Origin of the sequence: Burkholderia stagnalis, from assembly GCF_039848545.1 — a bacterium.
Classification (GTDB): domain Bacteria; phylum Pseudomonadota; class Gammaproteobacteria; order Burkholderiales; family Burkholderiaceae; genus Burkholderia; species Burkholderia stagnalis.
Genome location: NZ_CP156686.1, coordinates 2968823 through 2992746, shown reverse-complemented (window position 1 = coordinate 2992746; position 23924 = coordinate 2968823). Strand labels below are relative to the sequence as shown.

The window sequence follows — 23924 nt, the reverse complement described above, 5'->3', positions numbered from 1 at the left end:
GCACATGACTGATTCGCTGTTTCGACAGGAAGCGCTCGACGCGACCAGGCACAAGCTGATGGGCACCGTCAGCCTGTATTCGCCCCCGTGGCGCTGGCTGATGATCGCCGTTGCGACGGCGACGACGCTCGCGGTCGTCGCGTTCCTGGTGTTCGGTACGTATACGAAGCGCGAGCGCGTAGCCGGCCAGCTTCTGCCCGCGAAGGGGCTGCTGACGGTCGCACCGCCGCTGATGGGCACCGTGACGGACACGCGCGTGCGCGAAGGGCAAATCGTCGCGGCCGGCGCCGAGCTGATGGCCGTATCGGCGGAGGTTGCGACCGAGCTCGGCAGTACGCGCGAGCGCGTCGGCGAGCAATTGAGGCTCCAGCGCACGCGCCTGGAGGCAGATCTCGCCAGCCAGTCGCAACTACGCGACGAGGCGAATCGCGGCCTGCGGGCACGCGCGGCGGCGCTCAACGATCAGCTTGCACAGATCGCCTTGCAGAAAACTCAGCGCGCACGCCAGATCGAGCTCGCGCAGCGGCAGCTCGGCAAGCTGCAATCGATGCGCGAGCAGGGCTATGCATCGAACAGCCAGGTCGAGCAGCAGGAAGCCGCGTTGCTCGACGCCCAGGCGCGCTTGCAGGATCTCGCACGCCAGCGGCTCGACGTCGAGCAGCAGCTCGACCAGCTCCGCCAGCAATTGCGCGAGCTGCCGCTCAACACGCGCAATCAGCAGAACGACATCGAACGCAAGCTTGCAGACGTCGACCAATCGATCGCGGAGAACGAGGCACGCCGCGCGGTGATCCTGCGCGCGCCACAGGCGAGCGTCGTCGCGGCACTGCTCGCGAAGCCGGGCCAAGTCGTCAACGCGGGCCAGTCGGTCGTGTCGCTGCTGCCGCAGGGCGCGCAGCTCGAAGCGCAACTGATGGTGCCGAGCCGCGCGATCGGCTTCGTGCGTCCGGGCGCGCGCGTCGTGCTGCGCTACCAGGCCTACCCGTTCCAGAAATTCGGCCAGCAGTTCGGGCGTGTGGCCGAGGTGTCGCGCACCGCGCTGTCGCCGCAGGAGGTCACGAACCTGACCGGGCAGACCAATGTGCCCGAGCAACTTTACCGCGTGGTCGTCGCGCTCGATCGCCAGGACATCGACGCGTATGGAAAACGCGAAGCGCTGCGTCCCGGCATGGCGCTCGAGGCCGACGTGCTGATCGACAAGCGCCGGCTGATCGAGTGGGTGCTCGAGCCGCTGTACGCGCTCGGCCGCCGCGCGTCGGCATGAGCGCGCCCCACGCATTCGCTATGGAGCCCGTTGAAAGATGAAATGGATGGATGCCCTGCAATTCGGCTGGCGCCGCCGCCTGCCCGTCATGCTGCAGACGCAGGCGGCCGAGTGCGGGCTCGCGTGCGTCGGGATGATCGCGAGCTATCACGGCCACGATCTTGACCTCGTCAGCCTGCGCCGACGCTTCAGCCCGTCGCTGAAAGGCGCGACACTCAACGACGTGATGCTGATCGCCTCCCGTCTGGACCTCACGTCGCGCGCGCTGCGGCTCGAACTCGGCGAGCTCGGCAAGCTGAAGCTCCCCTGCATCCTGCACTGGGACATGAACCACTTCGTCGTGCTGAAGTCGGTGTCGCGCGGCAGGATCACGATTCACGACCCCGCGCGCGGCCTGCGCGACGTTCCGCTCGCCGAGGTGTCGGACCACTTCACCGGCATCGCGCTCGAATTGATGCCGTCGCCGTCCTTCACGCGCACGAAGGCGCGCGAATCGATCTCGATGGCGAAGCTCGTCGGCAGCGTCACGGGCATCCGTGCGGCCTTCGCGCAGGTGCTGCTGCTGTCGGTTGCGCTCGAGGTGTTCGGCATCGTCACTCCGTTCTACATGCAGTGGGTGATGGACCAGGTGCTCGTATCGGCCGACGCCGACCTGCTGACGCTGCTCGCCGTCGGATTCCTGCTCGTCGTGCTGTTCCAGCACGCGGTGTCGGCCCTGCGCGCGTGGGCCGTCACGTGGTTCTCGAGCCTGCTCGGCGTGCAGTGGACGGCGAATGTCTGCGCACACCTGTTCCGGCTGCCGATGACTTACTTCGAACAGCGCCATATCGGCGACGTGGTGTCGCGCTTCGGCGCGATCAACACGATCCAGAGCGCGCTCACGACGCAGTTCGTCGGTGCGTTGCTCGACGGCGTGATGGCGGTCGTGACGCTCGCGATGCTGTTCGTCTACAGCCCGACGCTGACGTGGCTCGTGCTCGGCCTGTTCGCCGCTTACGGCGCGATCCGCTGGGTCGCGTACCGGCCGTTCCGGCAGGCGAACGAGGAACAGATCGTGTATGCGGCTCGCGCGGAGTCGAACCTGCTCGAATCGATCCGCGGCGTGCAGGCGATCAAGCTCGCGAACAAGCAGGAGGCCCGCGTCGCCACCTATGCGAATGCCGTGGTCGAGACCACCAACAAGCACGTCGCGATCGAGCGATTGTCGATCGGCTTCTCGACGCTGCAGGGCGTGATTTCCGGCGCGGGGCGTGTAATGCTCGTCTGGCTCGCGGCGAAGCAGGTGCTCGACGGCCAGTTCTCGGCCGGGATGCTGGTCGCGTTCATCAGCTTCGCCGACCAGTTCATCGCGCGCGGCTCCGGCCTTGTCGGCACGCTGATCGATTTCAGGATGCTGCGCCTGCACGGCGAGCGTCTCGCCGACATCGTGCTGACCGACGTCGAGGCCGACATGGAAGCGAAGACCGCCCGGCCGGCGGACGCGCGCCGCGCACAGCCGCCCGCCATCGACGTGCGCGATGTGCGCTTCCGCTACGCCGAAACGGAGCCGTGGGTGCTCGACGGCTGCTCGTTGTCGATTGCGCCCGGCGAATCGGTCGCGCTCGTCGGCCCGTCGGGCCAGGGCAAGACCACGATGGCGAAGCTGCTGCTCGGCCTGCTGACGCCCGAGCACGGCAGCGTGCGCGTGGATGGCGTCGACATCCGCAAGCTGGGGCTGCATCAGCATCGCGAGTTGATCGGCTGCGTGATGCAGGACGACATCCTGTTCGCCGGCTCGATCGCCGACAACATCTGTTTCTTCGATCCGCAGCCGGATCAGACACGCATCGAGGAAGCCGCGCGACTCGCGCAGATCCACGACGACATCGCCGCGATGCCGATGGGCTACCAGAGCCTCGTCGGCGACATGGGGTCGTCGCTGTCGGGGGGGCAGCGCCAGCGTGTGCTGCTCGCGCGCGCGTTCTATCGCAAGCCCGCGATTCTCGTGCTCGACGAGGCGACGAGCCACCTCGACGTCGAGCGCGAGCGCCTGATCAACGACGCGGTGCGGGCCATGAATGTCACGCGGATCATCGTCGCGCACCGGCCCGAAACGATCCGGAGCGCAGATCGGGTGATCGTGCTGGCGCACGGATGCGTGCGCGAACAGGATCACGATGCGTCGGCGCTCTCGCTCAGCTAGCGCCTGCAACAGTTAGAAAGGTTCCGCAGCCGGGATTCGCACCGAATGGACCACGCGCATCCGTGATGTTGCAGCATTGGCACGGATCCTTCACCCGCACCGCCCTGCTCTCGGATTCCCGCAGTGCGGATGGCAACCTGCTGGGCCACCTGACGCGTTGGGCACCAGGAGCCGACATATGTGGGCGCTCTCGCACGGCACTGGCTTGCAAATATATATGTTACGTTCTCAGTAACACATTCATCGTTCCTTCAACCCAACAAGGAGTATTCCATGGTCAACGTTGCCGTTGTCTTTCACAGTGGTTATGGTCACACGTCGGTTATAGCCGAAGCCGTCGCTCGTGGCGTCGAGAAAATCGACGGCTCCGTCGTCAGGCTGATCCCGGTCGACGCAATCGATCAGCATTGGTCATATCTCGAGAATGACGCTGACGCGATGATCTTCGGCTCACCGACTTACGTCGGCAGTGTATCCGCGCAGTTCAAGGCCTTCATGGACGGGTCGACAAAGCATTGGGGCAGGTGGCGCGACAAGCTCGCGGCCGGCTTCACCGTATCTGCATCGCAAAGCGGCGACAAGCTCGCGACGCTGCAGCAACTTGCTCTCTTCGCGGCGCAACATCATATGGTGTGGGTCAGTCTCGGTCTCATGCCCGGAAACAACAGCAGCACCGGGTCGGTCGACGACCTCAACCGGCTGGGCTCGTTCCTGGGCGCGATGACTCAGGCAAACGCCGATCAGGGAGGCGACACCATCCTGGAAAGCGACCGGAAGACGGCGGAAGCGCTCGGCGAGCGTGTCGCTGAGGCAGCGAAGCGCTGGAATCGCGCATAACGCCGCCGCTGAAAATTCAGAGGGGTAGCCCGAAGGTCGCCATTTCATGTCGAAGCGCGGCGACAGTTCGGGCAGGCGGTCGCCAAGGATTCGTCGAATCTCACGGGAGTGCGGCGGTCGACATCGCGTAAATTCGAACGGCCGCATCAATCGATTGGCCCGGAAATCATGCTCGTGTCGCTGGCCGGTGCATTGGAGTGATGCCTGGAAGATCCCGATTCTTTGTCGTTGCGGACCAAGTGCAAGTGTCCATACGGCCACTTGCACTCGGACCTTCAGCCGCTCACCGGAAGCGCATCTTCAATTGACGAATTGCGGCGAGGACAATCCCCGGTTACTGATAACTCATCGTGAAGGTCGCAAGACCATTAGCCGTTCCGGGCGTTATCTTCGGCGCTGTCTGGACGTACCGGGCGGTCAGCGGAATGGTGAATGTGCCGTTTCCGGCAGCACCCGCCTTCCACTGGTTCTTGTTGCCTATCGCACTGGAATCCGGGCCATATTTGACTACCGTACTCCCGTTCAGCACCTGAATGCCAATACCGGTGGCCGTGGAGTCCTTTGCAAGCGTCAGGGTGCCAGACACATTGCCCGGATTGGTATGGTCCGTCAGCGTGGTATACACGTTGAGATTTTTGCCAGTCTCGATGCCTGAGCACTCCAACTCGATATTGAATGGCTTGCTCGGCGAAGGTGTGCCGACCCCGGTAAATGTACTCGCTCGCATGCTCCCGAGAGGGACCGTAATCGCCGGAGTAGTTACACGGCATGTAGGCACCTGCGGATTGATCACGATATTCCCGAGATGCCATTCAACAAGGGCGCCTACCCCAAGATCTTTCGGCCACATACTCCCCACCCGGCCAGAGAATACTCCCCCTTCTGTGATCGGGCCTGTCTTGATCAAAAAAATATAGAGTTGGCGCCAGACATCAGGAGGATCCCATTCCTCTGCGGAGGTGCCCCAATAGCCCACCGTTGCCCATGGGGCGCCAGACATGCTAACACCCATATTCACACCAGGTATCCCCGTCGGAAAAAAATACTGAGATTGGGTCGAGGGCACTTTTCCCGCAAGATAATATATGCGTCCAAACCCCCCGGTGCAGTTTAGCTTCCCCTCCCGTACATTATTAAAATCAATACGCTTACTAAAAATATACGTACCGTCCGGGACGTTTGGATTGAACGACACCTCAAATGCGGGCGCGACGAACAAAACGGGCTTTTTTACTTCCGCAGGATTCCATGTGTTCCACACCGTCCCGTCTGGATACTTCACCCAGCATTGCGCCCAGGCCCAGCCCGGCATCACAAGCATCACAGCGAGCAGGCCGGCATAAATAAATCTTTTCATCGTTCTCTCTCAAAGACGAATATATAAGAGTTCAGGCATCTTTTACGGGGCACACACCGAGTCCACCACCGTCCAAGGCGAACCATCGTTTTCATTCGCCTCTGGCAGCACGATGGACATCCTGCATTGCTTATTGGCGCCGTCACCCCACTTCACGCTGAACTCGCCTGAATCGCCCTTCATGCTGCGCACGATGATCCGGCCGGCTTGCGCAACCGTGCCGACCTCCTGATTCGACGCGTCGAATACCTGAGCACCAAACGGCAGCGGCTGACCGTCGGCCGTTTTCGCCCGAATGATCGCGGAACGCCCTCCGTCTTTGGTCTCGAATTTGAACCGCACGACGGCATCAGCCGAATGCACTGCGAATTGATGGCTACGGTCCCCGATTACTGATAACTCATCGTGAAGGTCGCAAGACCATTAGCCGTTCCGGGCGTTATCTTCGGTGCTGTCTGGACATACCGGGCGGTCAGCGGAATGGTGAATGTGCCGTTTCCGGCTTCACCCGCTTTCCACTGGTTCGTGTTGCCTGCCGCGCTGGAATCCGGGCCATATTTGATCACCGTGCTCCCGTTCAGCACCTGAATGCCAAGACCGGTTGCGGTGGAGTCCGTGGCAAGCGATAGGGTGTCGGACACGTTACCCGGATTGGTATGATCCGTCAGCGTTGTATAAACGTTTGTAAATGTGCCGGTGTTGCCGCCTGAGCACTCCAGCACGATATTAACTGGCTTACCGGTTGAAACTGAGCCGACCCCGGTAAATGTACTAGCCGGCACGTTCCCGAGTGGGACCGTAATCGCCGGAGTAGTTACACGGCATGTAGGCACCTGCGGATCGACCACAATACCCCCACCGATCCGCCATGAAACAAGGGGCAGCGAGTAACCATCCTCCGCTCTCATATGACCCACCTCGCCCGAGATTACCCCCCCTGCTGTGATCGGGCCTGTCTTGACAAATTGGAGCGTGAGCCCGCCGAACCCCCCGGGATGTAAGCCTTCGGGAAACTTCATGTCCGTAGCCGTGTAATAGTTGATAACCCGGCCCCATTTTCCGGCCAATGCCCCGCCAGCTGAAGTGAACCACATAGCCATACCCACACCAGGTATCCCCGTCGGGTAAACGCCAGGATTGGAGGACCCATTTCGCGGAAGAAAAAATGTCCACCTAAGCCCGACCTGGCATCTAACCACCGAACTGCGAGCATTAAGAAAACTAAGGTTCTTGGTAAGAAGAACCGTACCGTCCGGGACGTTTGGATCGAACGACAGATTAAATCCAGGCGCGGTAAGCACAGCGGGCCCTGCTTCACCAGACTGTATCACATAGCACGTCGCCCAGGCCCGGCCGGGCATCACAAACATCACAGCGAGCAGACCGGCGCAAATAAATGTTTTCATTGTTTTTCCTTGGACGAAAAATTATAAGAACAATACATCAGCAGAGCAGTCGTCTCTTGAACTGAATTGGCCATATAAAACATCCCTTATATTTTTTTGACACGAACTGCCGCCGTAAAATAGATACGGAAGCGAGATAGACGAACCACCGCTCTGAAACAGTCAGTTTAAAACTTCCGAAAAAGATGGCAGTCGTGCAGGAGCCTGTTACCGAGTACACACCGAATCCACCACCGTCCAAGGCGAACGATCGTTTTCATTCGCTTTTGGCAGCACGATGGACATCCTGCATTGCTTATTGGCGCCGTCACCCCACTTCACGCTGAACTCCCCTGAATCGCCCTTCATGCTGCGCACGATGATCCGGCCGGCTTGCGCAACCGTACCGATCTCCTGATTCGATGCGTCGAATACCTGAGCACCAAACGGCAGCGGCTGACCGTCGGCAGTCTTCGCTCGAATGATCGCGGAACGCCCGCCGTCTTTGGTCTCGAATTTGAACCGCACGACGGCATCAGCCGAATGCACTGCGAATTGATGGCTACGGTCCCCGGTTACTGATAACTCATCGTGAAGGTCGCAAGACCATTAGCCGTTCCGGGCGTTATCTTCGGTGCTGTCTGGACATACCGGGCGGTCAGCGGAATGGTGAATGTGCCGTTTCCGGCAGCACCCGCCTTCCACTGGTTCTTGTTGCCTATCGCACTGGAATCCGGGCCATATTTGACTACCGTACTCCCGTTCAGCACCTGAATACCAATACCTGTGGCCGTGGAGTCCTTTGCAAGCGTCAGGGTGTCAGACACATTGCCCGGATTGGTATGGTCCGTCAGCGTGGTATACACGTTGAGATTTTTGCCAGTCTCGATGCCTGAGCACTCCAACTCGATATTGAATGGCTTGCTCGGCGAAGGTGTGCCGACCCCGGTAAATGTACTCGCTGGCATGTTCCCGAGAGGGACCGTAATCGCCGGAGTAGTCACACGGCATGTAGGCACCTGCGGATCGATCACGATATTCCCATCGAGCCGCCATTCAACAAAGACGCCTACCGCCCTACCTTTCGGTTCCATAGCACCCAGCAGGCCTGAGATTGTTCCCCCTTCTGTGATCGGGCCTGACTTGCGAAAAAAAATCCTGAGTTGGTTCCAGGAACCAGGAGGAGTTTTTATGAACCCCACGGAGCCCCATAGGGTAGTAATCGCCCATCTGTTGCTATCGGCGAAGGCAACACTCATCTCCACACCAGGTATCGATGTCGGAAACCAATTGAAAGTTTTGCTCGTGCGCGGTCGCGGCACATAAGCTACGTATCCCAACCCCCCGGTGCAGCCTATCTCCCCCCACCGTACATTATAAAAATCAACAACCTTATCAAATAAAATCGTACCGTTCGGGACGTTTGGATTGAACGACACATTAAATCCGGGCGTGTTGAACAAAATGGGCTCTTTTACTCCCAAAGTATTCTGTGATTCCCACACCGTCCCGTCTGGATACTTCACCCAGCATTGCGCCCAGGCCCAGCCCGGCATCACAAGCATCACAGCGAGCAGACCGGCATAAATAAATCTTTTCATCGTTCTCTCTCAAAAACGAATATATAAGAGTTCAGGCATCTTTTACGGGGCGCACACCGAGTCCACGACCGTCCAAGGTGCGCGATCATTTTCATTCGCCTTTGGCAGCACGATGGACATCCTGCATTGCTTATTGGCGCCGTCACCCCACTTCACGCTGAACTCGCCTGAATCGCCCTTCATGCTGCGCACGATGATCCGCCCGGCTTGCGCAACCGTGCCGACCTCCTGATTCGACGCGTCGAATACCTGAGCACCAAACGGCAACGGCTGACCGTCGGCCGTTTTCGCCCGAATGATCGCGGAACGCCCGCCGCCCTCCGCCTCGAACTTGAGCCGCACCACGGCGCCTGCCGTCGGCACCGCGTATTGCGAAGTCGACTTGAGCTCGACGCTCAACGGCAAACCCTTCGGGTCGATCTCCACGTCGTTCTTCGCGAACGGCCTCAGGCTGGACACAACCGCATGCCCCCACGGATCGATGCGCAACCCTGCACCGCTTGCCACGCGAGCGCCGCTTGCCCCCTTGGCCTCGACGATCGCCATTGTTTCGCCCAGTTGCGGCGAGAATGCGATGCCGCCGCCATACGCGACGATGCCGCCCGACGCCCCCGCGCCATACTGTTTGTAGCCCGAGCCGGCCGACGCGCTGCCCTTCACCGATGCAACCGGCGACATATACGCCACGTTGCCGGCCACATTGGTCGTGGTGCGCGTGGAACCACCGCCCGTGCCGCTGATATTGACGCCGTACGTCAGCGCGCTGTCCTCACCCAGCGCACCGGACAGCGATTGCTGGACCTGCGCGACGCCCCGCGAGTCGCGCTGCATATTGGTCGACGAATAGGGCGCGTGGATTCCGCGCCCGAGCGGCATGCTGACGGTCAGCATTACGGTGTTGTTCCACTTGCGCTGCGACAGATCGAACTGACGTGACATCGACACGCCGTAGTTGATCCGCTTGAAGTTGTTGTTGTATCCCCCCTGGAATTGCGTGTCCCGCCCGTCGCGATTCCAGTAATCCTGCGTCGAGCCCGACAGATAGAACGAGCCGTACCCTTGCGGCAAAGTCTGGTTGACCGTGAGTTGCAACCGGCCGCGCTGCACGCCGCTCGACAACATATGGTCGGTCATGCCGCGCCCGGCGAGATCACGCAATGCGGCTGCATCCTGCAGGCTCAGGAAGCCGCTGCTCGAATAGCGATAAGCGGCCACCGTAATATTCGTGTTCGTCGGGGCAAGCAGCTTGCTGTATGTGATCCGCACACTTTGCCCGCTGCGATTCGGCTGGTTCGGCAGGCGCGTATTCGACTGCGTGATGTCCAGACCGACCGCGCCAAGCTCGGTGTTCAGCGACGCGCCCAACGCGCCGGCAAGATAACCGGTGGCGGCCTGAAAGCCGCCGTAGGCCGTGATGGCGTTCGAGAAGCCATGCGTCACCGTGCCCTCGAACATCAGCGGCGACTCGTTCAATTGCTGGTTGCGGTACTTGCCCACGGTGAAGCTATAGCGGGTACTGCCCGGGCGCAACGCATTGACAGGCGCCGCGTAAGGCACGTGCGATACGTGCTTGCTGCCGTCGGCTTCGGTCACCTCGACCTCGAGATCCCCGCCGTAACCGGTCGGGTACAGGTCGTCGATCACGAACGCGCCGGCGGCGACGTTGGTTTCGTAAATGACGTTGCCGTTCTGGCGAATCTTGACCAGCGCATTGCTGTTCGCCATCCCGTGAACCGTCGGCGCATAGCCGCGCTGGGATTCCGGGTACATGCGATCGTCCGACACCAACTGTGCGCCGCGAAAGCCGACGCTATCGAATACCGTTCCGTTGGTGTACGCGTCGCCGGCGATGAACTGGCCTTTCAGCCGCGCGATCGAACGCGCAACGTTGGTTTGGACACTCTGATAATGCGTACCGTTGGTCGAGTTGTATGAGAGGCTGCCGGTATGCCGAAACCGCCACGGCCCCAGATTGGCGCCCAGGGTCAGCCCCGTGTAGACCTGCGTCGACGACATCCCCGCCGTGTCGGTGCGGTAGACGTTTGCGTCGTACTTCAGCAGCGCGGCCGGTACGCCTTCGTCCCAATAGCGCGGATCGACATATTCCCGGGCGTTGCGGATCATCGATGCCTGAGGCACGCTGATATCGAGCCGTTGCTCGCCGTTGTCAAACTGCGCCGTTGCGTCCGGCACCAGTTCCGGCAAGGTCAGGCATGCGCCGGCGCCCTCCGCCGCGATGCTATCGACCGACGCCTGCGCCTCTTTCGACAGTTTCGAAAGATCGACACCGATACGATCGAGCAGTGCGCGATCGAAGCACGGCTGGGCGCCGTCGCTATCGGCGCCCCGCTGCTTGAGCGTGACGTCCATGCGGCCCAACCACGATTGGTTGACGTAGATATCCGCACGGTACGTGCCCGGCGACGCCACGTTGCCCTTGTTGTAACGACTGACGTCGACACGCGTCGCGCCCGGCTGCTGCAGGAACAAATCGTTAAACTCGACCTCGCCGCTCTTCGTCGCACCTGTGGTGCCGCTTGCGGATGCTTCCGTGCAAGCAAACAACGCACATGCGAGCAGCGCACAGGGGCGCAGGGAGAGAGAAACGGGAGCTTGATTTCTTCGTTGCATGGATTACCTCGGCTGACTATCCGCGACAAGGCCAACCCATGCAGCCAATTTGCTACGGAAAACTAATATCGTTTATCAAGATGGAACACACGGATGGCGTCGTGCAGCACTCAATCGCGCGGAGGCGTGTGCGCAGATTCTTCACCTTGCCTTAACGCCGAATCGCCCTCGACAGCGCCGCCAAAGTCATTCAGTGTCGTGTAGTGCACTTTCAGATCTGCCGTTGCGGGCACATCACCCTTCAACGGAAAGATTCGGCTGTCTTGCGGATTGACCATGTCGGCGACGGCCGTTGCAGTCTTGCCACCGGCGCTTGCGCTGATCTCGGTAAACGAAACGTGGTAAGGCGTCGGATTGCGCGCCTCGAGCGCCGGATGGCCGTCTTTCTTCGTCAAACGCCATTCGATCTTTGCCGGTGCGTCCTCGGCGGCCGCCTTGAGGTCTGCCGGGCGATAAAACACCTTGATGCGCGTACGCAGGACCAACTGCAGCTTGTTGGCGTCTTCCGCCGCTGCCTTGGGCGGCGCCTCGAGCACGTTGAGCCAGAACAGCGACTCCTTTTGCTTAGGCAGCGGCTCCCCCATGTAAACAACGCGCAGCGTCTGGCCTTTGCCGGGATCGATACGCGACATTGGCGGCGTGACCGTGAACGGCGCATCGATATCCGACGGCGCTGCCTTGATATCCCCGCTGTCGATCCAGGCCTCCACCAATGCCGGCGATTGACCTTCGTTCGACAGCTTGATCGTGACTTCGGCATCTTTTGCGTTGTAGATCAGGCGGGTGCCCGCCACGACGACAGACGCCTGCGCATCCAGAGCCCCGGCCAGCCCCAGCAAGACACATCCACCCGCAATACATTTCTTGTAGGATTGCTTAATATTCATGCAGATTCCCTATGCCAAAGGAGACAGAATGAACTGGGGAGGCAGCGACATGCCTGCCTCCCCCCGCAATGGGCGGGCTGCGCCCGCCCTCTCGCTTTACTGGTACACGAGCGAATACATGACCGACGAGTTTGCCGCACCGGCCGTTGCGGCGCCGGTCGCGACGTAGCGCGCGTAGTACTGCAGCGTTGCGGCGTTGTCGACGATCGACACCGACTTCGAGTTCTGCGACGCATCAGCAGCACCAGCCTTGATCGGCGAAAGATCAGCGTTCGCCAGGCCGATCTGGACGTTGGTCGCGCCGCCGCTGGCGACGATCAGGTTGCCCGTCGTCAGATCGGTCGTTGCACCCGGTTCGAAGAAGGTGTGGACGCTACCCGTCGGCGACGAGCACTTCGTCAGCGCGATGCTGAACGGCGTTTGACCGGCAGTTTGCCCCGCAGCGGACAGCGCGCTGGTGGAAACCGACGGCAGCGCGACCGTGAAGTCCTTCGAGCCTGCCCCGTTGCCGTTGATCGTGCACGTTTGCGACGTCACGGCGCCGGTGAAGGTGATGGTGCCGTCGACTGCTTGCGCCATCGCCGGAATTCCGGCCATGACTGCAAATGCTGCTGCGATACCGGCTTTCTGAAAGTTCATAACTGACCTCTATAAAGATTGATTTTCGTAACGAAATAGCCACGGCACGTTAATTCCAAGCGTGTTCTTGGTGATCAGTCTCGTTGCGTATTTCGGTTCCCATTATCGAAATCTGCAGCTTCCGTGGCTATTTGACGGAGTACGATTTGTGCGCCGCCAATCCCATGACTTGTACGAAAATCACTGATCGATCTGGCTGGGCTCGCGTGAAGTGTCACAAACGTAAAACGACAGCGCGGCAGGGGCCCCCTGGGTGCCCTCATTGAGCCATCGATGCTTATGCCAGCCCTGGTCGTCGCATCTGCTTTGAGCAGGTTCATACAGATGTCGCTCAGGATCGCAAAGTTCTGCGCGGCATGATTTACGCGAACCAGGCATCGGTCTTAATCGAAGGCCACGTTCAGCACCCGGTGCATGATGTTCTCGATGCGCCAACGCGCCCGCACGGCGCGCGCAATCCTTGCGGCGTCGGGAGGCCTGCTCGATACGTTGTCATGCCGCCCGGTCATTCTGGCGTCGCCGATTTCGCCAAGTGGCCGCCATCATCACGATCGAACGGGGCTCGGGCCATAAGTCCGGACCCGATTCCCGGCACGCAAGGACGTCGCTGGCGATACACCGGCGCGTTTCGATTCAGCCGTGATCCTTGTCGATTTCCCGATATTCGTCGGTTTGGTCTCGACACGCGTTCGATTGAACCATGCGCGTTTCAGGCGGACGCGGCATCACAGCGCCACGTCATGCTTCGGCGACCCCGCGCCCCCATTCGGCATTCGGCTGCAGCGCACGCCGAACCACAGCACGAGCACGGCGCACGCGACCAGCATCCCCTCGATCAACACGGTGCCCACGTTCCAGTAACGCGCCAGGAACACGACCAGCAGGTCGAGCACGAAGTGGAGTGCGATCGCCACCGCAAGCCAGCGCTTCCCGCCGACGACGAACGACCGCAGGACGATCAGCGACAGGCCGATGTGCACCGCCATCGCACTCGCGCGCTCCACCAGTGCGAGCAAGGGTGACGCAATCGTCATGGTCCCGAACTGTGCGTCGATCAGCATGTGCGACGCGCCAGCAGCGCCGCGTCACGCCGAAACAGCGCGGCCGTTGCTCGATTTCCGATCACGCTCAATAAGTCGGGATTTCCGCGATGTACGAGATATGGAGGTTCTGCCCCCAGCCGGCGCCCGAATACTCCGGGCGCGAATAATCTTCCCGGGTGATGTTGACGTTGAACCCAGTGGTGGTCACGTGGGTCACCGTCACCGAGAACGTGTCCGGATAGGTGGATGACACGCTGGGATCCTGGAGTGCCGTCACGATGACAACGGGCGTGCTCGAGAACCCGACCGGGAAGTTGATTTTCCGGTTGAGCGGCAGGTTATACCCGGACTTCCGAGTGCCGCCCGGATAAGGGCCGATCGCCTGCTTCGCTACGATTCTTTCGCCCATTTCAAGCTCCTTGTGAACACGGCACGTTCTCGTCGTGAATGAGCCTCGCGAGAAAGCACGCCGCTCGGACACCAAGCTAGGTCGAGCGCACGGCAAAAGCGATTACGCGCAATTACGCGATTGAAGCGGGTATCCGGGTTCGTCGAAACAGAGACGCAAGCTCCGCGAGCCGTAATCACATGTAATCGCTTCGCGCGCCGGTCCTCCCTATGCTGCAAGCACTCTTCCGCAAGCCTTGATTTCTTCGAAGGTGCCGCCTTGCAAGCCGGAAGAGACGCAGACGCCATTGGCGTCGCTACTCGGCAGGTCATTTTTTCAATATATCAACGCGAAAGGAATTGCCATGGGTACCAGCAAGATCATCGATGTCCTGATCGCCCTCGACGTCGAGGAAATCCTGAAAAACCATCCGTCGCTCAGTCAGTCAAAGGAACAGCCGACTGCGCTTATCAATCCCACGGACAGCATCTACATGCTGACTACTCGTGCGAATGCCGTCTATGGCTATGGCCCGAACCAGGGCGGCGCACAGGGCGAAGGCGGCAATGATTTGAATGTCAAGGCGAGCGTCAACGACAGCATCCGCTGGCGCACCGTTTCGCTGACCGACACGGCCGAGTACACGTGTTTTCTGTACGAGTACAAGCTGCTCTCCAGCTCCATCGGCAAGGATCTGCTGGGCAAGAAGACGTACGAAACCGCCAACGTGTCCGAGCCTTACCCCGTCGAGGGCTGGCCCGAAGTCATGCAGGTGCAAAGAGAGCCGCGAGCAGATTTCAAAGCGCGCGCCACCGTCCTGAACGCCGGCAGCGAAATCTATTATTTCTACGTGGCCATTTACGACAACCTCGGGCATCTGAAGGGCTACATCCGCTGGGATCCGCGCCTCACCGTCAGCGGCTGAACCCGAACCGGCGCCACGGGGCAAGGCGGGCCGAGCCCGCCCGCCCCGTCCACCTGACGGGCCCTTGCTTCCGCAGACGGACCAGCCATCAAGTCAGAGAAACAGCAGCGCCGGATTCAACGCCGATTCGTCACATGGCGCGTCGCGCCAACCCAGCACCACTGGAACCGAGTAAAGCCGCCGCGCACCCAACCGCGGCCAGAAATGACACAGCCCCGGCGCGATGACCTGCGCCACGGACAACCCGATATCGGGCCGCGTCTTGTCGACGACGAGCACATCCATGCCGGCCGCCGCGATTTTCCCGACGCAATGCGCGATCGCCGCCGGCAACGTGTCGGCGTCGACCGGCGGCCACGTCGAGCCTGTCGTGCGGCGCACATCGTTCGCCGGATACAGGAAGCCGGTTTCCGAAAGCTTCTCCCTATCCCAAGGATGCGGGGCATCCGCTGCAATATCGAGCAACTGGTTGACTTCGGTCAGCGCGCGCTGCACGGCGATACGGGCGTCGAGATGGCAGCCGAAGCCGATCGAGAAGCGTCCGTCGGCCGGATTTTCGGCCAACGCGGCCACGGCCGGCACGCCGAGATCGTGCGTGATGTCGAGCGCCCACAGACGCCACCCGAACGTTTCGTATTCCCGCACGAGCGCATCGAAATACGGCTCTTCGAAACTCACGAGATCGATCCCGGGGCGCGGGATCCGGTTGTACCACCAGATCGCGACCGCATCGCGCTCGATCAATTCGAGCATGCCTTGCAGAATCGCCTCGTCGAGGGTCGATCCCGCCGCGCAGCCGTTGGGGTTGTGCACGCATGCGACATCGGCCTGCGCGCTGTCGGGCGTCTCCGCATAACAGTAGCTCAGCGGCACGAGGCGGCGCTTCCCGGAAACGAGCGACCACGCGGGCGTCCAGTCGATGACGTCGCGCGCCGTGAAGCGCGGCGGCACTTGCTTTCGGATATCGCGCGTCAGTGCGTTGATGGCCTCGCGCGCGTCGAATTGCCGTTCGCTGAACTGCTGAAGCGCGTTGACGTGAACCGGTTCGGCATCGCATCCCGGATCGGCGAGCAGCGCTTCCATGCTGCCGGTCACCGTCGCTTCATCCCCCTGATAAACGCTGCTGAACCGTTCGAGCGCTTCGCACAGCGCGCTCGCGCGCGCCTGCTCGTCGGTGCGGCCCTTGCCGGAGCAGATCCGGTCGAAGCGGTTGCTGGCCGGCACGGCGGCCGGACACACGAGGAAGCCGGACGCATACACCTTGCGCATGCCGGCGTGCCGCTTCGGCATCGGGTGCAGATACGCGATCGCGCCGCTGATCGGCGAGATCAAAGACGCATGGCGTTCGAACACCTGTTGCGGATCGGCGGTGCGGTAGCCGCCGTCGGCACGCGCCAGCCGCGCGTGATCGGCGAGCCGCGGCGCATGCGCCGCCTGCTCGCGCATCCACGCGGGATTGCCGCAGCGCGGGCATTGAGGCCGCCTGCGCACAGGGTGCGGCTCGGCGGCCAGCGTGTCGATGCGCTGCGCGACGATCCGCGTGCGCGCGCGCTCCGCCGCGGCGGGGTTGACCGCGATCTGCTCGACCGTCGCCGCGACGAGCGCCGCAGCGGCGGCGGCGGCGGCGCGCGAAGCAGCCGGCGGCGGACACGTCGCACCGGTGCCGTGATGGCGTGCGAGCAGCGCCTCGACGGGCCGGTTGAGGCGGATCCAGTAGCGCACGCATTCGATGCACGGCGCGTCGGCGCGCGCGCCGTCGCCGGCCAGCAGCGGCCCGATCAGCGTCTGCACGCCGTTGCCCGCCACGACGAGCAGCGCCCCGCCGCGCGCCGCCACGCGGGCCGCGCACGCGGCGAGATCGTCGCGGTCGTGCGTGTCGGCGATCGCGACGGTCAGTTCGGCGTCCGGCGCGACGTCGATGCCTGCGGCCGCGAACGCCAACCTGAATGCGGCATCGTCGGCACCGAACGCCTCGACCGCGACGCGCAGTTGCGCGCTGCGTGCGCACGCGGCGTCGCCGTCGAGTCCGGCGCGCTCGAAGAAGCCGCGCGCCGCATCGTCGCCGTGCGGCGCGTCGGCGCGCACGTATGCGCGACGCACCAGATGATCGAGCCCGGCGAGCACGTTCCATTCTCCGAACTCGCCCGCGAGCGAGGTCACGATTTCGGCGATCGTCATCCGCGCCCGCAAGCAGGCGGCGATCCGCACGAAGATCGCGCCGGACAGCATCGCGCGCTTGAATTCGTCGACGACGAACAGCGTGTCGGGCCCCGCGTCGAGCACGCGCAAATGCGGCTTGAAGCGCAATACGCGCGAAAAATCGTCGAGCATCGTGTGGCTCCGTGCAACGGGTGAACGCGGCGCGACCCGTGCCGCCTGCACGGGCCGCCCCGCGGTGCGCGGCTCGGCCGCGCGGGGTCAGCAGCAGGTGAACAGGTAGCTCGGCCCGGCGTCGCAGTAGGCCGCGAGCGCGACGGCCTCCTCATCCAGGTTCGTCGGCTGCTCCGGTATGCCGACCGTCATCGCGTTGCGCGGCAGGTTCCAGCTCCCGCCCCCTTTGCCGTCGCTCGTCCAGCCGCGGCCGGCTTCCGGCTTGACGACCTCGATGTCGATGATCCACGGGCACTGATAGCCGAAGTATTTCGCGAGCGCCTCGAGCGGATTCGCCAGCAGTTCGCCCTTGAATTCCGGGTTACGCCAGGAAAGCGCGATCGCGCGCAGATAGACCTTCTGAAACTCCAGCATCGATTCGAGCGTCGGATTGGCGTTGTTGTTTGCCATGTCGGTTTCCCCTGGGGTCGTCAATCCATGATGGTGATGTGGTTCGCGTTGTAGGCGGCCAGCGCCTGCGCGAATTGCGTCTCGTCCGCCGGCGCGGGAGGCAGGACCAGCGTGAGCTTGTTCTTATGGCCGGCGGTCCAGTCGCCGTTGACGCTCGGCGTCCAGGCCGACGATTTGGTCTGCACCTTCAGATCGAGCCGAAACGGAAAGTGGTAGTCGAAATGCTCGCGCAGCGCCTTGACCGGATCGGCCTCGAGTTCGTCGAGAAACGCCGGGGAATGCCACGTGAGGGCGATCGCCCGGATGATGACGGCCCGGTATTCGAGAAACTGCTCGTACGTCGGTAATCGAAGATCCTTGCTCATCGGTCTGCTCTCCTGATGGATGAATGGAACCACTTACGACAACGCATGCAACATCGCTTCGGCGCGCGTGACGATGCCGGTCATGCCCGCCGCCGTTGCAATTCCGAATGCGCGCCGGCACGCGGCCAGCGCGGCCTCGCCGCCGCGTCGCGGATCGGCCTGGCGCACGTACTCGCACCGCTTCAGCAGCAGTTGGGCTTCGTAATACCGTTCGCCGGTCGACTCGCACCATGCGAGGCATTGCCCGATCTGCGCGAGCGCCGCGGCGAAATCGCCGCGCCCGGCATCCAGCTCGGCGAGCAGCGATGCGTAGTAGGTCAGGCCGAGCAGCCCGCCCGATTGCCGCTGCGCATCGAGGTGCGCGACGATGCCCGCGCGATCCCCTTGCGTCCACGCGTGAATGATCGCGGCGTAATGCTCGACCGCGCGCAGCCGGTGCGCATCCGACAGGCGCAGAATCGCCTCCGACGTGGCGGCGGCCGCGTCGCGGTCGCCGGCCAGCTGGTGCATGCGCGCGAGGTACATCATCGTGACGCCGAGCGTCGGCAGATGATCGAGGCAGGTCGCGCAGTGCACGGCCTCGTGCGCGATCGCGAGCGACGCCCGCGGATCGTCGTCGATGCACCAGCGCACGCTCGCGAGCGACGCCATCGTCCACGCGCGCGTATCGAGCCCGAGGATGCGCCGATGGCCCGCGTCGCGTCGCACGTCGTAGCCGGCCAGCACGGCGTCGAACGCCGCCCGCGCGCGCGCATAGTGCCCGTCGACCCACAGGCTCATGCCGCGCATCGCGTCCGCCGCGACCTGCACGCCGGCATCGCCGCGCTCGGCGGCGAGCGCGTCGAGCCGCGTGCAGATCCCGCGCACGGTGGGGCGGTCGCCGGCGACGTGGTAGCAGGTCGACAGCGTCCAGAGCGCGCTGATCGCAAGCTCCTGGTCGTCGAGCGTCTGCACTTGCCGCAGGAGCTGCTCCGCATGCTCGCGCACCTGCGGATCGGCCCAGCCGAAGCGCGCCATCGTCGCGTGCGTCAGCGTGGCGCGGATGCGCGCGCTGTCGTGCTCGCGTTGCGCGTAGTCGGCGTTGGCGAGCCAGTCGAACACGGCCTGCCCGTAGCGGATCGCATCGTCGTACCGGGAACGTTCGAGTGCGCGGCGCGCCGCGTCGATGCCGTGGGCGATCGCGTCGGCGAAAGCACCCGCGCGCGCGAAGTGCCCGGCAACGCCGAACGCATGCGCACCGCTCCCGCGATCGGCTTCCGCGGCCAGCGCTCCGCCGACGCGCGCATGATTGCCGCGCCGCACGGCGGGCGGCATCGATTCATAGGCCGCGTCGCGAATCAACGCGTGGCGGAACGAATAGAACACGCGATCGCGCCGGTGCTGCGCATACACGATCCGCTCTTCGAGCAGGAGCCGCAGATGCGCGTCGAGCGTGGCCCGATCGTGCGGCGACGCGTCGGCCAGCAGTTGCGCATCCACCTCGAGCCCGATCGTCGCGGCGAGCTGCGCGGTATCGCGCGCGCCGTCGATCCGGTCGAACGCGAGGCCGAGCATGCCGCCGAGGCTGACCGGAAGCGGATCAGGGTCCGTTGCGCGCGGCCCCGCCGGCGAACCGTCCGCGCCCGTCGCCGTACCGCTCGTGACGAGCTCGCGCGCAACGGCCTCGATGAACAGCGGGATGCCTGCCGTGCGGTGCGCGAGCTGGCCGAGCCAGGCCGGATCGAGCGCCCGTTCGCCGAGAAACGCCGACACGAGGTGCTGCGCATCGTCGCGCGACAGGCGGCGCAGCGCGAGGCGCTCGGCCGCACCGCGCCAGCGATCGAGCTTGTCGGGCCGCGACGTGAGCACGATGCCGATGGCCGCCGCGCGCGGCGAGCGCCGCAGGTACGCAAGAAAATCCTCCGTCGAGCGGTCGATCCACTGGACGTCGTCGACGACCAGCAGCACCGGCGCGCCGTTGCCGAGCGACACGATCAGCTGCTCGAGGACATCGAACAACGCGTGCTGTTCGCGCGCGCTCGACCACAGGAACCCCTTCGCATCGCAAGGCAACCCGAGCCACGTCGCGAGCGCGACGCGGGCCGCCGCATGATCGCATTCGAGCGGCGCGATCATCGCGTCGATCGCCGCGAGCGCGAGACCGGCCGGGCGATCGGCGTCGATGTGCCAATGCGCGCCGATGAACCGCAGGATCGGGAACAGCGCATGGTTCTCCCGCTCGGGCAGGCACCCGCAATGCGCGAACGCATGGCCCTGGGTGCGGACCGCCTCGCACAGCTCGTGCACGAGGCGCGACTTGCCGATGCCCGCCTCGCCGACGACGAGCCGCGGCATGCCGCGCGGCGCCCGCTCGCCGCGCGCGTCGCGACGATGTCGTGCAAGCACGTCCTGCCACGCGCGCAGCAGCGCATCGAGTTCGCGGGCGCGGCCCACCATCGGCGCGGTCATGCTGGCGTCGAGCGAATCGAACGGCGTATCGGCGCGGCGCTCGCCGAGCAGTTCGTGGACGGGCTGCGGCACGAGGCCCGCGCGCGCCAGCCGCAGCGAGGTCGGCCGAGTGTCGGCATGCCGTTCGAGCGCGAGCCGCGCATCGTCGCTGATCAGAATCTGCCCCGGCCCGGCAAGACGCATCAGCCGCGACGCCGCGGCGGGCATCGACACGCCAGTCAGGTCCGACATGCGCGACGCGTGCGCGAGAACCTGCCCGACGTGAATCGCGGCGGCCACTTCGACGCGCCAGCCTTCGTCACGCGCGTGGCTGCCGACAGCCGTCGGCGCCGGCAGCCGCGCCCGCTCGGCGACCCGCACCATGTCGAGCGCCGCGCGCGCCGCCCGGCGCGCGGGCCGGTCGATGTCGCCTTGCAGGCCGAAGTGGAACAGCAGCGTATCGCCGAGCCGGCCCCCGACCTGCGCGCCATAACCGACGGCGATGTCGGCGCACTTCGTCAGCCATTGCGCCTCGTAGCCGTCGAGCAGGTCGCCGTGATCGGTTCCGGCATGCCGCTGCGTGCCCGCTCCGGCGAGCGTGACGGAACAGCACAGCGTGGTGATCTGCCGATACTCGCCAGCCGTTGCGGCCGTCCCGGCCATTCCAGCCATTCCAGCCATTCCAGCCATTTCGCCGCGCGGCGCGAACGGGTGCGGGCGCGCCGGCCGGCTGGCGCGGCTGGCATCGAACTGGCCGACCAGCGCGGCGAAGTTGAGCGCGCGAAACTGCACCGCGAGTTCGTCGGCCGACGCGGCGCGCTGCGCCGGATTCTTGTTCAACGCACGCCGCAGTACCGAGCCGAGCGGATGCGACGCGATCGACGGCGGCAGCGCGATATCCACCGGGCTCAGGTGCTGATGGAGAATGTCGGCCACGCTTGCGCCGTGCATCACGACATCGCCCGTCAGGCATTCGATCACGACCAGGCCCCACGCATACAGGTCGCTTCTGGGCGTCGGCGCCTCGTTGCGCAACTGCTCGGGCGCGCAATATTGCGGCGAGCCGAGCACTTCGGTTGCCTGCGTCGACGCCTGCCGTGCAAGGTCTTCCGTACCCGGCAGCAACTCGCCGATGCCGAAATCGAGCAGCTTCGCGTGCGGCTCGCCATCGGCCATCGCGATCATGATGTTCTGCGGCTTCAGATCCCGATGCACGATGCCGCGCCGATGCGCGGCCGCGAGCGCGTCGAGCACCTCCGTCATCAGCCGGCCCGTGTCGACGGCCGACAGCGGCCCCTGCGCCGCGAGCCAGTCGCGCAAGGTCCGGCCCTCCACGAACTCGAATACGGCGAACAGCCGCCCGTCGGGCGCTTCGCCCTTGTCCAGCAAGGCCACGATGTTGGGGTGCCGCAGCGCTTCGCACAGATGCGTCTCATGCTGAAAGCGCGCACGCCGGCGCGCGCGTTCCGCCGTGGCCCGCGCGGCATCGTCCCGCATCAGCTTGATGGCGACGTCCCGCCCCGTGTCGCCGCAGGTGGCGCGAAACACCACGCCGTTGCCGCCTTCGCCGAGCAGCGGGCCGAGGCGGTAGCGCCGCTTGCCGACGAGCTCCGCGAACGGCGCGGCGGCGGCGACGGGCGGCGCAGCGGGCGGCGCGACGGGCAGCACGGCGGGCGGCCGCGATTCGGGCATCTGCGGCACGACGGGCGCGCGCAACGCGGTCGGCAACACGGCCGTTTCTCCCGCGTTCATGATGAGTATTGGACGACCGGGCCCGGCGCCCGACGCTGCACGCCGCCGATACGCGGTTCGACGCGCGGCACCGACTGGCATTCGAGGTGCTCGCCGCGCATGACGCGGAACGGAAAATCGCCGAAGCGGACGCTGCCGCGCCGGCGTTCGACGAGCTGGCTCGCGTCGAGCCCCGGCAGGGCCGCGAACTGGGCCCGCGCGCGGTGGATCTGCACGTTGACGTGGGAGGCGTCGATGCCGAGCATGCGCGCCAGCCGGTCGAGCTCGACCCAGCCTTGCGTGGCGGCGTCGTAGCCGGCCTGCATGTCGGCGGAGCGCGCCCGGGCAAGCGTGACGAGGCTGTAGTGATGCGCGCGCTCGCCGAGGTCGACCACGCCGCCGCGTATATGCAGCAGCATGCGTACGTGCTCTTCGTTCTGGCTGACGCGGAATTCGAGCAATTGCGCCGGCGCGGCGGGATCGGCGGGCGACGCGAGCATCATCGTCGAGCCGCTGCGCACGAGCGCCAGGCGCCAGGTGAGCTCGCCGGTCGACACTTCATCGCCGTCACGCAGCGTGCGCGGCGGCAGCGTGTCGTCGCACAACCATTCGCCGGCCGGCGACCGGACGATCGTGACCGGCCGCGCGGCGTGCGCGGGCAGGATCTGGCGCGGCGCGAGCACGATCGGATGCGCGGCGCCGCGGATCGGCCACAGCGTATCGGCCGGATCGTCGAGCGTGTCGACGCGCCACGGCGCGACGCCCGCCCGGCCGAACCGGATCACGTCGCCTCGTTGCAGCACCGCATGTTCGCCGTCGCGCAACGGCGTGCCCGATACCGTCGTGCCGTTGCTGCTGTGATCGTGCAGTTCCCACCGCCCGCCGATCCAGCGGATATGGGCATGGACGCGGGACACCGACGCATCCCGGATGACCGTGTCGCAGCGCGCGGGATCGCGGCCGAACACGTGATACGCGCGGAGCAGACACGCTTCTCCAGAAGAATCGTTCCTGAGTATCGCCATGGCCGCCCCGTTTCGGTTCCGCCCGGATCGCTCGAGTGACGCATCGACGCAGCCGGGCAAGCGATTGATTCACTGATCGCGAACAATGTCGCCTGTTCGCCGCCTCGTTACCTGTTTTCGTCAGCTATCTGTTGAATCGTTGCCCATCCGGCGCGCTATTTCAGCCAATTGAATGGTTCACCGTTTTGTTGTTTTTAAACCTAGCAACTTGATGAAAATCCTGCCAAATAAACTCATGCATCGCAACCGGAATGCGCAATCCGAAACCGGATATTGCAATGCTTTACATTTGCAGCCGATTTTCCGGTGATAAATAAAGGGTCGAAGAATCTTCTCCAGGCGCGACGCTGGACAGCCTCCCGCAGCCACGCTGGCTGGCAATAATGACAGGCCCGATATGAGAAACAATTTCCGCCACAGCAATCCGTCATGCACGCGCAAATTGAATTAAATAAT

The 23924-nt window shown here is 63.8% G+C and carries 19 protein-coding genes; 4 read left to right on the top strand and 15 right to left on the bottom strand.

Annotated elements, in window-relative coordinates; translation table 11 throughout:
* The first annotated feature begins 4 nt into the window (after positions 1-4).
* From ABFO07_RS30075 to ABFO07_RS30065, 3 genes are all read left to right on the top strand, one after another.
* Positions 5-1264: an HlyD family secretion protein gene (locus ABFO07_RS30075; protein WP_347469276.1), complete on the top strand. Its 1260-nt coding sequence runs from the start codon at positions 5-7 to the stop codon at positions 1262-1264.
* 37 nt (positions 1265-1301) lie between these two features.
* Positions 1302-3446 (top strand): peptidase domain-containing ABC transporter, encoded by a 2145-nt coding sequence (locus tag ABFO07_RS30070; RefSeq protein WP_347469275.1) that lies wholly within the window; start codon positions 1302-1304, stop codon positions 3444-3446.
* A gap of 273 nt (positions 3447-3719) precedes the next feature.
* Entirely contained in the window at positions 3720-4283 is a 564-nt protein-coding gene (locus ABFO07_RS30065; RefSeq protein WP_347469274.1) for a flavodoxin family protein, read from the top strand.
* Positions 4284-4617: 334 nt separating this feature from the next.
* Here ABFO07_RS30065 and ABFO07_RS30060 read toward each other — a convergent pair whose 3' ends face one another.
* From ABFO07_RS30060 to ABFO07_RS30015, 10 genes are all read right to left on the bottom strand, one after another.
* Positions 4618-5640, bottom strand: coding sequence for a fimbrial protein (locus tag ABFO07_RS30060; RefSeq protein WP_347469272.1), 1023 nt, complete (start codon positions 5638-5640; stop codon positions 4618-4620).
* A 42-nt stretch (positions 5641-5682) separates the two neighbouring features.
* Positions 5683-5982, bottom strand: coding sequence for a FimD/PapC C-terminal domain-containing protein (locus ABFO07_RS30055; protein WP_060018466.1), 300 nt, complete (start codon positions 5980-5982; stop codon positions 5683-5685).
* A gap of 47 nt (positions 5983-6029) precedes the next feature.
* Entirely contained in the window at positions 6030-7046 is a 1017-nt protein-coding gene (locus tag ABFO07_RS30050) for a fimbrial protein (protein WP_347469271.1), read from the bottom strand.
* A gap of 207 nt (positions 7047-7253) precedes the next feature.
* Positions 7254-7553, bottom strand: a complete 300-nt coding sequence (locus ABFO07_RS30045; protein WP_347469269.1) for a FimD/PapC C-terminal domain-containing protein — start codon at positions 7551-7553, stop codon at positions 7254-7256.
* Between the two features lie 47 nt (positions 7554-7600).
* On the bottom strand, positions 7601-8626 hold the full coding sequence (locus ABFO07_RS30040) for a fimbrial protein (RefSeq protein ID WP_347469267.1): 1026 nt from the start codon (positions 8624-8626) through the stop codon (positions 7601-7603).
* 42 nt (positions 8627-8668) lie between these two features.
* The gene (locus ABFO07_RS30035; RefSeq protein WP_347469266.1) at positions 8669-11257 is read right to left on the bottom strand and encodes a fimbria/pilus outer membrane usher protein; all 2589 of its coding nucleotides are present in this window, start codon (positions 11255-11257) and stop codon (positions 8669-8671) included.
* Positions 11258-11367: 110 nt separating this feature from the next.
* Positions 11368-12144, bottom strand: a complete 777-nt coding sequence (locus tag ABFO07_RS30030) for a fimbria/pilus periplasmic chaperone (protein WP_347469264.1) — start codon at positions 12142-12144, stop codon at positions 11368-11370.
* Positions 12145-12240: 96 nt separating this feature from the next.
* Positions 12241-12723 carry a fimbrial protein gene (locus ABFO07_RS30025; RefSeq protein WP_322235082.1) on the bottom strand — a complete coding sequence of 161 codons (483 nt, stop codon included), beginning with the start codon at positions 12721-12723 and terminating at the stop codon, positions 12241-12243.
* Positions 12724-13508: 785 nt separating this feature from the next.
* Positions 13509-13844: a YhfC family glutamic-type intramembrane protease gene (locus ABFO07_RS30020; protein ID WP_230961601.1), complete on the bottom strand. Its 336-nt coding sequence runs from the start codon at positions 13842-13844 to the stop codon at positions 13509-13511.
* Between the two features lie 67 nt (positions 13845-13911).
* Complete coding sequence (locus ABFO07_RS30015; RefSeq protein WP_347469262.1) at positions 13912-14235, bottom strand: H-type lectin domain-containing protein; 324 nt, start codon at positions 14233-14235, stop codon at positions 13912-13914.
* Positions 14236-14578: 343 nt separating this feature from the next.
* Here ABFO07_RS30015 and ABFO07_RS30010 point away from each other — a divergent pair, with 343 nt between their 5' ends.
* The gene (locus tag ABFO07_RS30010) at positions 14579-15139 is read left to right on the top strand and encodes an AidA/PixA family protein (RefSeq protein WP_347469260.1); all 561 of its coding nucleotides are present in this window, start codon (positions 14579-14581) and stop codon (positions 15137-15139) included.
* A gap of 93 nt (positions 15140-15232) precedes the next feature.
* On the opposite strand, the gene ABFO07_RS30005 is transcribed toward ABFO07_RS30010, so the two are convergent.
* From ABFO07_RS30005 to ABFO07_RS29985, 5 genes are all read right to left on the bottom strand, one after another.
* A complete protein-coding gene (locus ABFO07_RS30005; RefSeq protein ID WP_347469258.1) occupies positions 15233-17470 on the bottom strand; it encodes a TOMM precursor leader peptide-binding protein in 2238 nt (745 codons plus the stop codon).
* 87 nt (positions 17471-17557) lie between these two features.
* Positions 17558-17920 (bottom strand): BMA_0021/BMA_0022 family TOMM bacteriocin, encoded by a 363-nt coding sequence (locus tag ABFO07_RS30000; protein ID WP_059958084.1) that lies wholly within the window; start codon positions 17918-17920, stop codon positions 17558-17560.
* Between the two features lie 20 nt (positions 17921-17940).
* Positions 17941-18285, bottom strand: a complete 345-nt coding sequence (locus ABFO07_RS29995; protein WP_059920288.1) for a BMA_0021/BMA_0022 family TOMM bacteriocin — start codon at positions 18283-18285, stop codon at positions 17941-17943.
* Positions 18286-18318: 33 nt separating this feature from the next.
* On the bottom strand, positions 18319-22464 hold the full coding sequence (locus ABFO07_RS29990) for a TOMM system kinase/cyclase fusion protein (protein WP_347469255.1): 4146 nt from the start codon (positions 22462-22464) through the stop codon (positions 18319-18321).
* Positions 22461-23468, bottom strand: a complete 1008-nt coding sequence (locus ABFO07_RS29985) for an FHA domain-containing protein (RefSeq protein WP_060270227.1) — start codon at positions 23466-23468, stop codon at positions 22461-22463. The genes ABFO07_RS29990 and ABFO07_RS29985 overlap by 4 nt, the downstream gene beginning before the upstream one ends.
* Positions 23469-23924 lie beyond the last annotated feature (456 nt).

What these genes read in the sequence shown, in the direction of transcription:
- ABFO07_RS30075 (WP_347469276.1), top strand. Translation starts at nt 5, where the DNA reads ATGACTGATTCGCTGTTTCGACAGGAAGCGCTCGACGCGACCAGGCAC.
- ABFO07_RS30070 (WP_347469275.1), top strand. Translation starts at nt 1,302, where the DNA reads ATGAAATGGATGGATGCCCTGCAATTCGGCTGGCGCCGCCGCCTGCCC.
- ABFO07_RS30065 (WP_347469274.1), top strand. Translation starts at nt 3,720, where the DNA reads ATGGTCAACGTTGCCGTTGTCTTTCACAGTGGTTATGGTCACACGTCG.
- ABFO07_RS30060 (WP_347469272.1), bottom strand. Translation starts at nt 5,640, where the DNA reads ATGAAAAGATTTATTTATGCCGGCCTGCTCGCTGTGATGCTTGTGATG.
- ABFO07_RS30050 (WP_347469271.1), bottom strand. Translation starts at nt 7,046, where the DNA reads ATGAAAACATTTATTTGCGCCGGTCTGCTCGCTGTGATGTTTGTGATG.
- ABFO07_RS30040 (WP_347469267.1), bottom strand. Translation starts at nt 8,626, where the DNA reads ATGAAAAGATTTATTTATGCCGGTCTGCTCGCTGTGATGCTTGTGATG.
- ABFO07_RS30035 (WP_347469266.1), bottom strand. Translation starts at nt 11,257, where the DNA reads ATGCAACGAAGAAATCAAGCTCCCGTTTCTCTCTCCCTGCGCCCCTGT.
- ABFO07_RS30030 (WP_347469264.1), bottom strand. Translation starts at nt 12,144, where the DNA reads ATGAATATTAAGCAATCCTACAAGAAATGTATTGCGGGTGGATGTGTC.
- ABFO07_RS30025 (WP_322235082.1), bottom strand. Translation starts at nt 12,723, where the DNA reads ATGGCGCAAGCAGTCGACGGCACCATCACCTTCACCGGCGCCGTGACG.
- ABFO07_RS30020 (WP_230961601.1), bottom strand. Translation starts at nt 13,844, where the DNA reads ATGCTGATCGACGCACAGTTCGGGACCATGACGATTGCGTCACCCTTG.
- ABFO07_RS30015 (WP_347469262.1), bottom strand. Translation starts at nt 14,235, where the DNA reads ATGGGCGAAAGAATCGTAGCGAAGCAGGCGATCGGCCCTTATCCGGGC.
- ABFO07_RS30010 (WP_347469260.1), top strand. Translation starts at nt 14,579, where the DNA reads ATGGGTACCAGCAAGATCATCGATGTCCTGATCGCCCTCGACGTCGAG.
- ABFO07_RS30005 (WP_347469258.1), bottom strand. Translation starts at nt 17,470, where the DNA reads ATGCTCGACGATTTTTCGCGCGTATTGCGCTTCAAGCCGCATTTGCGC.
- ABFO07_RS30000 (WP_059958084.1), bottom strand. Translation starts at nt 17,920, where the DNA reads ATGGCAAACAACAACGCCAATCCGACGCTCGAATCGATGCTGGAGTTT.
- ABFO07_RS29995 (WP_059920288.1), bottom strand. Translation starts at nt 18,285, where the DNA reads ATGAGCAAGGATCTTCGATTACCGACGTACGAGCAGTTTCTCGAATAC.
- ABFO07_RS29990 (WP_347469255.1), bottom strand. Translation starts at nt 22,464, where the DNA reads ATGAACGCGGGAGAAACGGCCGTGTTGCCGACCGCGTTGCGCGCGCCC.
- ABFO07_RS29985 (WP_060270227.1), bottom strand. Translation starts at nt 23,468, where the DNA reads ATGGCGATACTCAGGAACGATTCTTCTGGAGAAGCGTGTCTGCTCCGC.